The organism is Thermoflavimicrobium daqui (assembly GCF_003313465.1).
Classification (GTDB): Bacteria; Bacillota; Bacilli; order Thermoactinomycetales; family Thermoactinomycetaceae; genus Thermoflavimicrobium; species Thermoflavimicrobium daqui.
This window is the reverse complement of sequence record NZ_KZ845666.1, coordinates 240,135-254,711: the sequence shown is the minus strand read 5'-3', so window position 1 is coordinate 254,711 and position 14,577 is coordinate 240,135. Positions and strand designations below refer to the sequence as shown.

Here is a 14,577-nt window from a genome sequence, read left to right as displayed (position 1 = left end):
ATATGAAAAAGCTAGGGGAAGATTCTTTTGCTCCTTTTGTACAAATGGGAGATAAGGTAGTGGAATTTACAGCGGACTGGTGTCCAGATTGTAAGCGAATTGAGCCGGATTTACCAGCTATTGAGGATCAATTTCAGAACCACTATACATTTGCTTCATTAAATGTGGATGAAGCACCTTCTATTGCCGAACAGTATAATGTAAAAGGAATTCCTACTTTCCTTATTTTTAAAGATGGTGAAGAAATCGGGCGTTTACCAAGTCGTGATGCAAAAACAAAAGAGCAGATTGAATCCTTCTTAGCTGGAATGTCACAAAAAAAGTAGTTTTTATGGAAAGTTGTCTAATTCGCAAGCGATTCGTCTATGAATAGAGATCAAAAGCGAATTGCTTGCGAATAACTATCTGTTTATAGGTATCGATCCTGCTACTTCACCTGAAAATTCTGATTTGCAGCACTGATTTTATCAACTACAAAAGGAACTAGGAATTATACCTTGGTCAATGCTTTGACGCGAATAGGACTCGTGTTTTTCTTTGGCCCGATCTTCTATCACTGTAATACGAAAGCAGGATGTTTGTAGAAATTTACATCAAAGGAATTTATGATCAGAGTAAAAACTAAGCTATAATATATAAGATAATATAAAAATGAAAGGTGATGGCTATGAAAGCCAACAGAGAGCTTAATCTAGTTGTCATCACCGGAATGTCCGGCGCTGGTAAAACGGTTGCAGTGCAGAGTTTAGAAGATCTAGGGTTTTTTTGTATCGATAACCTTCCTCCGATTTTACTTCCTAAATTTGTGGAGCTATTAGAACAATCGGAGGGAAAGCTCCGGAAGGTTGCCTTGGTGATTGACTTACGAGGTCGAGAATTTTTCTCTTCGTTATTTGATTCACTGGAAATGTTAGAAAAAATCCATGGAATTCATTATCGAATTTTATTTTTGGATGCAGATGACCAAACGCTAGTTCGCCGCTATAAAGAAACAAGAAGAAGGCACCCTCTTTCTCCAGATGGAACCCCACTTTATGGAATTGCTCAAGAACGTAAATTATTAGACGAACTTAAAGGTAGAGCCCATCAAATCATTAATACAAGTGCCCTAAAGCCGAGTCAGCTCAAAGAAAAGATTATGGCTCATTACTCCCAGATCGATCAAGTGGGAATGACCGTAAATTTCATGTCTTTTGGCTTTAAGCATGGGATTCCTATCGATGCAGATTTAGTATTTGATGTTCGATTTTTACCTAATCCTCACTATGTTGATTCCCTTCGTCCGCATACAGGAAAAGATCATGATGTGTATGACTATGTGCATAAGTGGTCAGAAACAAAGCAATTTTTATTGAAGCTGGAAGACCTACTTTCATTTCTGTTACCAAATTATCATAAAGAGGGGAAGTCACATTTAGTTATAGGGATTGGCTGTACAGGTGGGAAGCATCGCTCTGTTGCGATTGCTGAACATTTATATCGTTTATTTAAAGAGAAAGAGCACTGCCGGGTGATACACCGAGACATCGAGAAAGGCGGATAAAGAAGGTGTTGACTAAACAGAACTGGGCGATGAGAATGGCTCGTCCACATATCGTTTGTATCGGTGGAGGTACGGGCCTATCTGTTATATTAAGGGGACTCAAAAAGCTTTCTGCAGAAATTACAGCTATAGTCACTGTAGCAGATGATGGAGGTAGCTCAGGTAGACTACGTAATGATTTACAAATGCCTCCCCCTGGAGATATTCGTAATGTGATGATCGCTTTAGCAGATACAGAACCTTTGCTAGAGAGTGTTTTCCAATACCGTTTTGAAAATGGTGGGGGCCTTAAAGGGCATACATTGGGAAATTTAATGATTGCGGCTTTAAAAGAGATTACAGGCGATTTTACACAGGCCGTTAAGGAAATGAGTAAAGTTTTAGCGGTTCGTGGTCGGGTTTTCCCAGCAAGTGAACAAGATGTAACCTTAATTGCTGAAATGATCGATGGCACGATTGTAAAAGGTGAATCGCAAATCCCAAAAACAGGGAAAAAAATTCATCGTGTATTCTTACATCCACCTGAACCAAGACCACTTGAAGAGGCAATATCTGCAATTGCCGATGCGGATGGGATTGTGGTTGGTCCGGGTAGTCTTTATACAAGTATTCTTCCCAATTTATTGGTGAAAAATATGACTGAATCGATCCGAGCTTCACATGCTTCTAAAATCTACGTTTGTAATGTTATGACCCAACCCGGTGAGACCGATCATTTTACTGCCAGTGATCATGTAAGAGCGATTTATGATCATGTTGGTGAAAGATTATTTGATCAAGTTATAGTAAATAATGAGGTTCCGCCGCTTGAAGTTCAACGGCGATATGCTAAAAGTAGTCAACAAATGGTCGTGCCGGATATCGAACAAATTCATAAAATGGGTTGCCAAGTGCTTGCAGATAATTTATTGTTATATCAATCAGTGCTACGACATGATGCGGATCGCATTAGTAAGCATATTTTAAAATTAATTCAAGAACGTCTTAGAAGGCTACAGAGCGGATAAGAGGGATGGATCATGTCCTTTACTTCAACAACCAAAAAAGAATTAACGCAATTAAAGGTGGAGAGCTGCTGTAAGAAAGCAGAGTTATCCGCTTTAGTTCGGATGAATGGGATGATTCATCTAAGAGAAAGGCGAATGGTTTTAGATATTTCTACTGAAAATCCGGCGACTGCTCGTCATGTATTTTCTTTATTTAAAGATTTATATCATGTGCAACCTGAGGTGCTGGTTCGCAAGAAAGTACGCTTAAAGAAAAATAATGTATACCTTATTCGTCTTTCTACCCAAGCGGACTCCATTTTATCCAAACTATTTATTTTAAAAGAAAAAAGTTGGGAGCGTATCCAAGGAATTGCTCCTGAACTGATCGAAAAACAATGCTGTAAGCGTGCGTACTTGCGGGGGGCTTTTTTGGCTGGGGGCTCTGTAAATAATCCAGATAGTTCTTCGTATCATTTGGAGATCATCTCCACCTATCATGATCATAGCGAAGCACTTTGTCAACTTATGAACACTTTTTTTCTTCATGCTAAAATGATTGAGAGAAAAAAAGGGTATGTTGTTTATATAAAAGAAGGAGATAAAATTGGTGAGTTCCTAAATATCATTGGTGCTCATCCGTCTCTTCTGCTCTTCGAAAATGTTCGTATTATGAAGGATATGCGTAACTCTGTTAATCGGCTGGTAAATTGTGAAACAGCGAATTTGAATAAAACCATTCAAGCAGCGATGCGTCAAATAGAAAATATTGATCTTATTGACAGAGAAATTGGCCTAGATCAGCTTCCTGCTCGATTACGTGAAGTAGCTGAAACACGTAGGAAATATCCAGAAATTAGTTTGACAGAGTTAGGGCAGCTATTACCCAGTGGAAAAATTAGTAAATCAGCTATTAACCATCGTTTACGTAAACTAGACGAAATGGCAAATCAATTACGAAAATGTGAGTAAAAGAGAGGTGGATATTCTGCTACTTCAAAACATATGAGGAAGGAGCAGAGAAAGTCATGGTAGAGAAAAAAGTAGTCGTTAACTTAGAAGCAGGCTTACATGCGCGTCCTGCAGCAGCATTCGTTCAAAAAGCAAATCAGTTTTCATCACAAGTGTTTGTAGCAAAAGGAAGTAAAAAAGTAAATGCCAAAAGCATCATGGGTGTGATGAGTTTGGCTGCTTCCAAGGGATCTGAGATCGTAATTAGTGCGGATGGCCCAGATGCTCAAGATGCTGTTAATGCACTTGCAGAATTAGTGTCTAAAGCAGAATAGTGATCAATTCTAATATAGATAGATTTTAGTAAAACACATACTTTTTCTTAATCAGTTACTTCCTTAACCATAGGGTAGGTCATTAATAGTTGACAAAGTTTCTTACTAAAAATATAATGGGATTTCTCTTTTTCTGCCCAGACTTAGCTTAAATAGGAGTGGATAAAGAGAAATCCGCTCTTCTCTACGAGGCGATTCCTCGTTTTTTTTCTGTATGGTTTCCAAAAATTTCATCCTGTAAAATAACTGAGATGTAAAAAGAATACTTTATAAAAGCTGAATAAATTGAAAAACTATTTTATCGACTACTATATTGTGGATAGATATTTTTTGTAATTTTATACCCATTTGGGTGAACTGACCAATGGATAATTAATTTATAATCAATATGAATAGTAATTAAGGTAGGGGTGATTGACTATTCAGACTCCTAAGGAAACCCTGCTTCTTCATCCTCTTCGTATGCGGATGATTCGTGCATTTGTAGGAGGGCGTAAGCTTACTGCTCAACAATTGATGGAAATATTATCAGATGTTCCTCAAGCTACTTTATACCGCCATTTAAATAAATTATTAAATGGCGGACTTTTGGCGATTATTCAACAAAGGCAAGTTCGCGGAGCGGTAGAAAGGGTTTATGCTTTAGCAGAGAGAGATCTCTTTACACCCTTAATGGATGATCAAGAACTTAGTTGCGAAGACTATATGGAGCATTTCTTAGCATTTTTAGCAATTTTACAATCAGATTATCAACGCTACCTTCAACAAGAGAAAATTAACTTAAAACAAGATGGTGTTGAATATCGTCAGTTTCATTTAAATTTAAGTGATGAAGAATATCAACAATTTATGAATAAAATGAATGAAATCATCCAAGAAGCATTAGATAAGCTTCCCTCGCCGAAACGACGTTCGCGAACGCTTTCAACACTTGTGATTCCAGAACCATTATAGATTGTATTAAATGCACCTTCCTGTATCACACTAACGACAGGGAGGTGTATTTTGTGAGATGGAGATCTCTAATTCTCTATCCCTTGATCCTCTGCTTGGTCATTGGTTGTCAACGATATGAAAAGCCATCAGAGCGAGAAGGATTAGACAATGATAGTCATTCTTATAGCTATGTAGGTTATTCAGATAATCTTATGAAAGAGGCTGCCAGGAATGTAGATGGGGTACAGGATGTGCTAGTTGATTATAATTGGGGTAATATTATCGTTACGGTAATCCCACAACCCAATGTCAAAGAAAGTGAGTATCCGCGTTTAGCTCGTGAGGTTAGAAGAGAAATAATGGAAGTCAATTTTATAAACCCATTCCGTGTACAGGTAAAAAAAGCGGAAGATGTTAAGCCTTATCGTTTTAATTAGAAGGATTAACAAAAAATAATCACAAAAGTGGTTTTCCTTTTCCAGTTAAATGCCTTTTCTTGCTTTTAATCATTGGGAGAAAAATGGAAAAGGAAAACCTCCACGTCAGGAGATATTATGTTTCCTTATGTTGCTCGAAAACTGAATCATATGTTTGAGCCATAATCTCTTTCAACCTTACAAATCTTCACACGATAATTAGAGTACCACACATCTTTGCCAAGCTGTTGAGCTTTTAAATGAAGAGGATGCTGTTTCCATTTTTGAATGGATTCAAGTGTTTCCCAATAAGAAATCGTAATTCCAAGTCCATCTTGATTTCGTACACTTTCCACTCCTAAATATCCAGGTTGATCTTTAAGTAACTCAAGTAGCATATCAGACATCTGTTGGTAGCTTGTTTGATCCTCTGGTTTGATTGAAGAGAAAATGACCGCATAATAAGGTGGATGAGGCGTTTGAGAAAAAAGTCCCATCTATACACTTCCTTTTTTAAATAAAAATACCTTCAGAAATCTTCTAAAGGTATTTTTATTAATTGAATTAATTATATTATTTTGATTCATTCACTAATACTTTGTCAATTATTCCATATTCAAGTGCTTCATTTGCGGACATAAAGTTATCTCGATCTGTATCTTTCTCAATTCTTTCCAGAGGTTGGCCTGTGAAATCAGCTAGCATTTTATTTAGATTTTCACGCATTCGTAAGATCCGTTTAGCGCGAATTTCGATATCAGATGCTTGTCCTTGAGCACCACCAAGAGGTTGGTGGATCATGATTTCACTATTCGGCAAAGCTAGGCGCTTACCTTTGGTTCCAGCAGCGAGTAAGAAAGCACCCATGGATGCAGCCATTCCAATACAAATAGTAGATACATCTGGCTTAATGTGCTGCATCGTATCATATATAGCCATTCCTGCAGTGATCGAGCCTCCAGGAGAATTAATATATAGATGAATATCTTTGTTAGGATCTTCAGCTTGTAAATATAGAAGTTGGGCAACAGTCAAATTAGCAGAATCATCAGTAATAGGACCACCAAGAAGGATGATCCGATCTTTTAATAATCGGGAATAAATATCGTATGAACGTTCACCACGACTGGTTTGTTCTACAACTATTGGTACAAGACCCATTTTCGTTTCTCCCCTTTCTAGGGTAAATAATAGAACTATTTTGTTATACCTATATCTTAACGTATTGGTCAAAAAAGGTCAAATAAAAAAAGAGAGGTTTGAAAAAGATCAGTGGTGTCGATTTGCATAATAATAGATGATAGTAACGGCATATTTTCGCCACTAACCAATGATGTCGATCAGAGATAAGTCCGAATCCGCATAAGAGATATTCTTTTCGGAGAAAGCTTTAAGCCATAAAAGCATGCTCATCTAATTCTATATTTTTCCATTAAGCCAAGACATGATAGAACCTGGAAGCCGACTTTATCTCTTAATAGTTCCTATTCTGTGTAGACGAGGCATAAGGTCAACTTAGCCTAAAATGCCTCTCCCTCGTTTCTCTTCATGGAGGATATTTTTTTCTTGATAAAAGACTGTTGGTAAATCGCCACAAAAGGGACTTTGTCAGTTTGCTGAAGAAAGCTAACTACAGCATACTGACAAATTTTCTTGTGTGGCGGTTTTTCGGTAGAAAAGAAAAAGATAAAGTTGACATTCAATTTAGGAAATAAGTTTCTTTTTTAATAAAACCTTAATTATTTCTTATTTATATTATTGTTGTTAAGGTGACTATTGTTTTAGAATAAAAATGTAAAAGGAAATAAGTGTTTGATTAACTATTTTTTAGGATTTGAATTGTATTCTGATTCATAGGAACATACGGAATCTTAAAAAATATTTGACTCCATCTATTTGTTATTTCATAATAAAATAGATGTATTAAATATAGACAGAAGGTGTTTGCATGAAACCACGTAAGGTTCAAATAATAGGTATGGGCAGATATTTACCCAAACGAGTGGTAACAGCTGAGGAGCTTGATCAAAAATTAGGGCTTCAAAAAGGCTCTGTCGCAAAAAAATCGGGTGTATCTATTCGGCATTTTGTTGAAGATGAAACCGTTTCTCAGATGGGAGCTTTGGCTGCTAAGGAAGCCCTAAAGAATGCAGGGCTTACTCTTTCAGATATTGATTGTATTGTTTGTACCAGTGGAGTAGGAGAACAAGCGATTCCTAGCACTGCTTCATTGATATATAAGGAGTTAGATCCTAATCATCAAGGAATCCCTGCTTTTGATATTAATTCCACTTGCCTTAGCTTTGTAACTGCATTGGATCATTTGTCTTATCTAATAGACTGTGGTCGTTATCAAAATGTGCTTCTTGTATCTTCGGAAATTGCCTCAATTGGATTAAATTGGAATCATGCCGAAAGTAGTATGCTATTTGGGGATGGAGCAGCAGCGGCGGTTATTGGCCCTACACCTGAAGATGAGAAGTCGAGAATTCTTTTATCACGGATGGAAACGTATACTCAGGGGGCCCACTTGTCTGAGATTCGTGGTGGAGGTTCTAAATATCATCCACGTACGTATCAAGGTAATATCAACCTAGAAGATTTCCTGTTTGATATGGATGGTGAAGCGATATTTAAACTTTCAGCTCGTTACTTACCTTCGTTTATTGAACGCTTATTTGCAGAAGATCGCTCGATTACAATTAAGGATATGAAGATAGTGATTCCGCATCAGGCAAGTATGATGGCAATGCGCTTAATGCAAAGGCGTTTGGGGATATCTCGTGAACAAATGTTTATCTTTTCTGAGAATGTCGGAAATACCATTTCGGCATCGATTCCGATGGGAATGTATGAAGCGATTAAGCAGCAAAAAATGAAGCGTGGGGATCTTGTGATGTTATTGGGAACAGCAGCCGGTTTATCGATTGGGAGCTTAGTTTATGTCTACTAAAACATTTTTACTTACAGGTGGACGGGCACCAGCTACTTTAGATTTGGCACGTCTTTTAGCTTCTGCTGGTCATCGTGTACTTCTAGTTGAAAGCTTTAAACATGCTTTTTGTCGAGCGTCGAGAGCAGTTACTCAGACATTCTTGGTTCCATCACCACGCTTCGAGGAAGAAGCTTTTTTGTCAGCGCTACAAAAGATTGTACTAGCTGAGAATGTTGATGTGTTAATTCCTACTTCTGAAGAAATTTTTGTGGTTGCAAGAGGACTTAATAAGCTGGCTCCCCATACATACGTATGGGTAGAGCCCTTTGAGATTTTACATAGTTTGCATAGTAAATGGGAGCTTTTCCAGTTAGCTAAGCAGTATAATTACTTAGTACCTAAAACATGGAAAGTTACTTCTTTGAAGGAAATTCAGGAAATACAGAAGAACCAAATCGATAAAACCCAATTTATTCTAAAGCCAGTATATTCCCGGTTTTCAGCACACGTTCATGTCATATCTAATGAAAAGAATTCATTGCCGCAGATAAATATTAATCCAGAGAATCCTTGGATACTACAGGAGTTTATCGAGGGTAATCAGGTCTGTACCTATGGGCTTGCCTATCGGGGGAAACTGCTGGCTCATGTGGCTTATCGTACCACTTTTACTGCAGGGAGAGGCGCGAGTATTACCTTTGCCCCCTATCGCAATGATAAACTAATAAAACTTGTACAAAAATGGGTTGAGATGATGAGTTTTACTGGGCAAATTTCCTTTGATTGGATGGAGACGACTAGGAATGAGCTTTTTTTAATCGAATGTAATCCTCGTTTAACTAGTGGAATTCATTTATTTCATCAAGATGATGGTTTGGCTAATTTATTTATAGATCCAGTTTCAGCTTCATTTATTTTGCCTAAGTCTAGTCCAAAAATGATTAGCCTAGCGATGCTAACTTATGGACTCCGTTCGGTTCGCTCTCTTTTTGATTTTAAACAATGGGCAAAAACGTTTCTTGGATCGCAAGATGTTATTTTTCGTTGGAACGATCCTTTACCTTATTTTTATCAAGGATTAAGCCTATTTAGTTTATGGCGAATGAGTCGATGCTTAGGGATTTCAATGATTGAAGCAACCACATATGATATGGAATGGAATGGTGAAGGAACATGAATGTTTTGGTAACCGGAGCAACTGGGTTTTTAGGACAGAGACTTGCTTTACGACTGCATCAACTTGGCTATAATGTGACAGCAACAGGTCGTAGTCAACAAAAAGGAGCTTATCTAGCTGAGCAAGGGATTTCTTTTATCCCTGCTAATCTTGAAGATACCGTAACAATTCAAGCAATGTGTAAGAATCAAGACTATGTGTTTCACTCAGGAGCACTTTCTTCACCATGGGGTCCTTATGAACATTTTTATCAAAGTAATGTGATTGGCACTAAAAACCTAATTGAAGGTTGTATGCAGTATCCAGTTAGACGGTTGATCCATGTATCTACACCAAGCATTTATTTTCATTATACCGATCGCTTGCAAATTAAAGAGGAAGAACCTTTACCTAAGACAAAGGTAAATGCTTATGCAGAAACAAAATGGTTAGCCGAACAAGAAATAGATCGTGCTTTTCAAGAAGGTTTACCTGTCATAACCATTCGACCGCGCGCTTTATTTGGACCAGGTGATCAAGCCATCTTGCCGAGACTACTTCAAGCTAATGAACGTCGTTTTATCCCCTTAATCAATGGTGGAAAGGTCTGGATTGATCTTACGTATATTGATAATGTAGTTGATGCACTTCTGTTATGTATGAACTCATCAAGCAACACTCTTGGTAAAAAGTATAATATTACCAATGATGAGCCAGTATTATTAAAAGATGTATTAACGGAGGTATTTAAACTATTAGAACAACCTATGCGAACAAAATCGATTCCTTTCCGCCTTGCTTATTTGTTTGCAGGTTGTTTAGAGTGGTATGCTCGGATACTGGGAAGGGAGAAAGAACCTGAATTAACCCGTTATACAGTAGGGGTGCTAGGTAAAAGCCAAACGCTAGATATTTCCAAAGCGAAACAAGAATTAGGTTATCAACCCAAAGTAAGTATTGAAGAGGGAATCAAGAGGTTTGTGAAATGGTGGAAAAAACAGTGATGAAACAAGTAAAATGGACGCTATATTATGGTGGAGCTTGCCTACATCCTGAGAAGATGATGCTTTCGAAGGGAAAGTGGAAGAAACGTCTTATACCAGCTCTTTTCTCATTGATTGAACATCCAGTGCATGGGCCTATCTTATTTGATACAGGCTATGCTAAATACTTTTTTATGGAAACGGACTCATTGCCTTACCGATTATATCGATTGATAACCCCTGTTGTCTTTTCGGAAAAAAATTCTGCTGTTCATCAGTTAGCTCAAGCTGGTTATCATGCAAAGGATATTCGTTGTGTCATTTTATCTCATCTTCATGCAGATCATATTGCAGGCTGTTTAGACTTTCCGGCAGCTACTTTTATATGTTCGCGGGCTGCCTTTCAGTCTATTCAAGGAAAGAGTGGGTTAGCAGCCCTGAAACAGGCCTTTATTCCAAATCTACTTCCCTCTGATTTTAGTACTCGGGTTCAATTTATTGAGGATACGCCTTTAAGACAAATGGGGAAAGACTTTTCACCATTTACGAACGGTTATGATTTATTTGGGGATGGGACATTGATTACAGTGATGTTACCAGGTCATGCAGTTGGACAAATTGGCTTATTTTTACGAAATTTAAAGGGGGAAATGATCTTTTTAGCCGCGGATAGTTGTTGGTTAGAAGAGCAATATCAACATTATCTACTTCCAAACTCTTTAGCATATCTTATTACTGCGGACGTGAAAGCTTATAAAGAAAGTTTATCCAAAGTTCATCAATTGTATATCAAACATCCTGATATCCTTATCATTCCCTCCCATTGCTTAACAACATGGCAAAGAGTAGGTGAAGGTCAATGAAGGGGAAAATACTGATTTTATGGAAATACTTACAAACACGCTATCGACCTTCTTTTCGATCGCGAGAGCAGCTGTGTAATTGGCAACATCATCAAGTTATTCGATTTTTACAAGCGATCTTACCACACTCTGCTTTTTATCAACAGCTTTATCAAGGGAGCTCATTAGATAATTGGCATCAGTTTCCGATCATGGATAAAAAGAAAATGATGGACAATTTTGATCGATTAAATACAGTAGGGATACTTAAGCAAGAAGCATTTGAAATGGCATTAAAAGCAGAGGAAACGCGTGACTTTACACCGACAATTCGTGGGGTTACGATCGGATTATCTTCAGGAACCTCAGGCAATCGGGGTATTTTCTTAGTTAGTCCAGAAGAGCGTCTCCGATGGGCGGGAGTCATGTTAGCCAAGGTTCTGCCTACATCTATATTCGTTAAACAGCGAGTTGCCTTTTTTTTACGTGCAAATAGTAATTTATATACAAGTATAGAAAAAGGTCGTATTCAATTTAGTTTCTTTGATTTGCTTTCTCCACTCGAAGACCATATTGAATCCTTACAGCAATTTCAGCCCACCATTTTGGTAGGGCCCCCGTCGATGCTGCGTTTTTTAGCTGAAGCACAAAAGAGAAATCAGCTTTCGATTCAACCACGAAAAATTATATCGGTAGCAGAAGTGTTAGATCCCCTTGATCAACAAATCATTAGCCAAGTCTTTCAGCAGATTGTTCATCAAGTTTATCAAAGTACAGAGGGCTTTTTGGCGACAACCTGTTCATATGGAACTCTTCATATGAATGAGGATTTACTCGTAGTTCAAAAAGAGGTCATGGATGAAAAATTAGGAAAATTCATCCCGATTATTACCGACTTTTCACGTTTTACGCAGCCGATTATTCGTTATCGTCTGGATGATATTTTGACTGAAAAAAAGAGTCCTTGCCCATGTGGCTCACCATTCCTAGCTATCGAACAAATTGAAGGGCGCTGTGATGACTTGTTCTATCTCCCATCATTAGCTTCATCAAAATTAGTTTCTATTTTCCCTGACTTTATTCGACGAGCTATCATTACAACAGATGACCATATTGAAGAATATCTCATTATACAACATGATCCAAATCATCTAGAAGTATCATTGAAAGCGGCAGAGGGAGAGCAAGATTCGATTCAAAAGGCAGTTTTCACATCCTTACAAAAATTGTTTCATCAGCTTGGATGCCAAATGCCCACCATTTTATTTACTCCTTATACACTACGCCCAAGTGATAAAAAGTTACGACGAGTTGAACGAAGATTTTCGGTAAAAGAAGAGCATGATCAAAGAGTTAAATGAATAATCATTTATGGTTTTTTTTCCATATATCCTAACTTATAAAAAACGAGGAGAATTTGATCCCTCGTTTTTTAAACTGATTAAAGCTACGGAAGGAAGTAGCAATGAGTGAAGGATTAAGAAGGCAACTTCAGTGTAAACAAAATATTGTTAGTAGGTTATCATGATTCTATTATTTTCTTTCGATTGACTAGGAAGCTATTTTAGGAGACTAGGTGGTTATTATTGTTATTGTGAAGAGAAGATGGGGATAGACAATTCGAGATATCATAAAAAAACAAAAAACATCTCCTTATGTGTTAATTAGCTAACACATAAGGAGATGTTTTTACATTCGTCTATCAAGGCATCTAATATTTGGCGCGCCTACCAGGATTCGAACCTGGGCACCTGGTTCCGGAGACCAGTGCTCTATCCCCTGAGCTATAGGCGCATATGCAGTAACGAAACTAATTATAACATAGTATGGAGTAAGGATCAACTGTAAGATATATTTATTTATAAATTAAATGTAATTATAATGCTAAAAAAGGGATATTTAGTCAAATTTTGAATAAAGAATGAAATGTAGATAGGGATACTTCCCGGAAAAAACATTTTTTAATATGCTATATACAACGCTTTACGAGTTTAGTATAACGAAATAAAATGAATAACATTCAAAAATAGGAGAGAAGGGAAGAACTTGAAGAAACAAGCAGCTATCTGGCTTTTTGTTGGTGCACTTGCTCTTGGGGGATGTGCATCAGGAGTCACAAAAGGGACAGACTATTCGCAAAATACGAAGCAATCTGCGCCTGCCCCTGAATTAGAAAAAAAGCCAGTTGATACTAAGGAAGTCGAAGTAGTTTCGGATAAGGTTACATATTATCCGGATACAAAGACTCAAAAACCTGCTCAAACAGAAGTGGCTGTTAAGATTATTAAAAATACAGTTAAGAAAAACAAAGGAAAAATAAAAGAAGATCCTAACGATCAAAACTATAGAGATTATGTGAGTGGATTGCTAGGTGGTGCAGGTGATCTATCCCCAAAAGAAAGACAAGCTTTGTTAGAGTATGTTAAGTATCTCAGTGCAATCGAGAAGAGGCAAATTAATAAAAAGATTGAAGAGTTATTAAAGAAATTAAAATCAGGCAAAGGAACTAAAGAAGATTTAGCTCTATTACAGAGTTTATTGCCAATCAAAGGTGGTGTTCCTTTGAAAGATAAAGGGAAACCAACTCCTAATAAAAAACCTGGTATAGTAAAACTGCCGGACAAAGCTCAGGATCCAAGTGAACTTAAGAAAACTACAAAGCCTAATACCCCAAAACCTGGTGATTTAAACCCAGGTGAAAAAGATAAACCAAACAAGCCTGAAGATCCAAAGCCAACCCATCCCGGAAATGATCATTCTGGTACGGAGAAGCCTGATACTAATGGTGGTAATGAGCCTAATCAGAAAAATCCAATCCCAGGCCAAGGTAGTAGTGATGGGAACGGAACTCCTCAACAGCCAGGTGATAATGGTAAACCAAATGATAAAAATAAACCAGACGACAACAATAAGCCAGGAGAGTCGCAATTAAATAAACCGGAGCCGAATGGCTATAATCGAGCTAAAGCAAAAGAGTATGCATATAAATGGTGGAATAAGAGAAATAATGCTCAATATGGTTACTATAGTCGAGCGATGGGTGGTTGTGAAGATTGCTGGGCAGATTGTACTAACTTTATTTCCCAGGTAATAAAAGCAGGTGGGATGAAAGAAGTTACAAATGGAAATAGTTACTGGTACTATTCCGACAAAAAACCTTCATTATCATGGGGAGTTGCTCACTCATTCTATCTGCACATGAAACAACGGGCAAAGCCAGTTGAAAACATTTGGGATTTAAAAGTAGGGGATATTATTAACTTTGATTTTGAAAATGATGGTCGTATCAATCATTCTGCTGTTGTGACACGAAAAATGGGTAATGAAGTATATGTGACACAACATACAGCTGATAAAAAAGATTCTCCAATATCGTGGTTGCTATTTACAGGAGCGAAGTTATACGGTTTTGATATGAGTACAGCTAAAAATTAATTGTAACGGGGAATTCCCCGTTTTTTTATTGATAAATACTTACGCAACTGTTGATCTAC

15 protein-coding genes and 1 tRNA gene are annotated in these 14,577 nt (G+C 37.5%); 13 read left to right on the top strand and 3 right to left on the bottom strand.

The window, feature by feature from the left end; all coding sequences use genetic code 11:
* Nucleotides 1–2 precede the first annotated feature (2 nt).
* The 7 genes from DL897_RS09285 to DL897_RS09255 all read left to right on the top strand — a co-directional run bounded on the left by DL897_RS09285 (nucleotide 3) and on the right by DL897_RS09255 (nucleotide 5,188).
* Nucleotides 3–326 carry a thioredoxin family protein gene (locus tag DL897_RS09285; protein WP_113658866.1) on the top strand — a complete coding sequence of 108 codons (324 nt, stop codon included), beginning with the start codon at nucleotides 3–5 and terminating at the stop codon, nucleotides 324–326.
* Nucleotides 327–667: 341 nt separating this feature from the next.
* On the top strand, nucleotides 668–1,543 hold the full coding sequence (rapZ, locus tag DL897_RS09280; protein WP_420824127.1) for an RNase adapter RapZ: 876 nt from the start codon (nucleotides 668–670) through the stop codon (nucleotides 1,541–1,543).
* Nucleotides 1,544–1,572: 29 nt separating this feature from the next.
* Nucleotides 1,573–2,550, top strand: coding sequence for a gluconeogenesis factor YvcK family protein (locus tag DL897_RS09275; protein WP_113658993.1), 978 nt, complete (start codon nucleotides 1,573–1,575; stop codon nucleotides 2,548–2,550).
* 12 nt (nucleotides 2,551–2,562) lie between these two features.
* The gene (gene whiA / locus DL897_RS09270) at nucleotides 2,563–3,501 is read left to right on the top strand and encodes a DNA-binding protein WhiA (RefSeq protein ID WP_113658864.1); all 939 of its coding nucleotides are present in this window, start codon (nucleotides 2,563–2,565) and stop codon (nucleotides 3,499–3,501) included.
* Between the two features lie 56 nt (nucleotides 3,502–3,557).
* Entirely contained in the window at nucleotides 3,558–3,815 is a 258-nt protein-coding gene (locus DL897_RS09265) for an HPr family phosphocarrier protein (RefSeq protein WP_113658863.1), read from the top strand.
* Between the two features lie 414 nt (nucleotides 3,816–4,229).
* A complete protein-coding gene (locus DL897_RS09260) occupies nucleotides 4,230–4,769 on the top strand; it encodes a helix-turn-helix domain-containing protein (RefSeq protein ID WP_240627335.1) in 540 nt (179 codons plus the stop codon).
* Between the two features lie 53 nt (nucleotides 4,770–4,822).
* A complete protein-coding gene (locus tag DL897_RS09255) occupies nucleotides 4,823–5,188 on the top strand; it encodes a hypothetical protein (protein WP_113658862.1) in 366 nt (121 codons plus the stop codon).
* 146 nt (nucleotides 5,189–5,334) lie between these two features.
* On the opposite strand, the gene DL897_RS09250 is transcribed toward DL897_RS09255, so the two are convergent.
* Nucleotides 5,335–5,664 carry an antibiotic biosynthesis monooxygenase family protein gene (locus DL897_RS09250; RefSeq protein WP_113658861.1) on the bottom strand — a complete coding sequence of 110 codons (330 nt, stop codon included), beginning with the start codon at nucleotides 5,662–5,664 and terminating at the stop codon, nucleotides 5,335–5,337.
* A 76-nt stretch (nucleotides 5,665–5,740) separates the two neighbouring features.
* A complete protein-coding gene (clpP, locus tag DL897_RS09245; protein WP_113658860.1) occupies nucleotides 5,741–6,328 on the bottom strand; it encodes an ATP-dependent Clp endopeptidase proteolytic subunit ClpP in 588 nt (195 codons plus the stop codon).
* A 787-nt stretch (nucleotides 6,329–7,115) separates the two neighbouring features.
* Here clpP and DL897_RS09240 point away from each other — a divergent pair.
* From DL897_RS09240 to DL897_RS09220, 5 genes are read left to right on the top strand one after another with little or no spacing between them, the layout of a single operon-like run.
* Nucleotides 7,116–8,120 carry a beta-ketoacyl-ACP synthase III gene (locus DL897_RS09240; RefSeq protein WP_113658859.1) on the top strand — a complete coding sequence of 335 codons (1,005 nt, stop codon included), beginning with the start codon at nucleotides 7,116–7,118 and terminating at the stop codon, nucleotides 8,118–8,120.
* Complete coding sequence (locus DL897_RS09235) at nucleotides 8,110–9,279, top strand: ATP-grasp domain-containing protein (RefSeq protein ID WP_113658858.1); 1,170 nt, start codon at nucleotides 8,110–8,112, stop codon at nucleotides 9,277–9,279. The genes DL897_RS09240 and DL897_RS09235 overlap by 11 nt, the downstream gene beginning before the upstream one ends.
* A complete protein-coding gene (locus DL897_RS09230; protein WP_113658857.1) occupies nucleotides 9,276–10,262 on the top strand; it encodes an NAD-dependent epimerase/dehydratase family protein in 987 nt (328 codons plus the stop codon). Before DL897_RS09235 ends, DL897_RS09230 begins: the two co-directional genes overlap by 4 nt.
* Complete coding sequence (locus DL897_RS09225; RefSeq protein ID WP_113658856.1) at nucleotides 10,244–11,104, top strand: MBL fold metallo-hydrolase; 861 nt, start codon at nucleotides 10,244–10,246, stop codon at nucleotides 11,102–11,104. The genes DL897_RS09230 and DL897_RS09225 overlap by 19 nt, the downstream gene beginning before the upstream one ends.
* Nucleotides 11,101–12,444, top strand: coding sequence for a F390 synthetase-related protein (locus DL897_RS09220; RefSeq protein ID WP_113658855.1), 1,344 nt, complete (start codon nucleotides 11,101–11,103; stop codon nucleotides 12,442–12,444). The genes DL897_RS09225 and DL897_RS09220 overlap by 4 nt, the downstream gene beginning before the upstream one ends.
* 358 nt (nucleotides 12,445–12,802) lie before the next feature.
* Here the strand turns inward: DL897_RS09220 and DL897_RS09215 are convergent.
* A tRNA-Arg gene (locus DL897_RS09215) sits at nucleotides 12,803–12,877 on the bottom strand.
* A gap of 252 nt (nucleotides 12,878–13,129) precedes the next feature.
* Here DL897_RS09215 and DL897_RS09210 point away from each other — a divergent pair.
* Entirely contained in the window at nucleotides 13,130–14,518 is a 1,389-nt protein-coding gene (locus DL897_RS09210; RefSeq protein ID WP_168188737.1) for an amidase domain-containing protein, read from the top strand.
* Nucleotides 14,519–14,577: the final 59 nt, after the last annotated feature.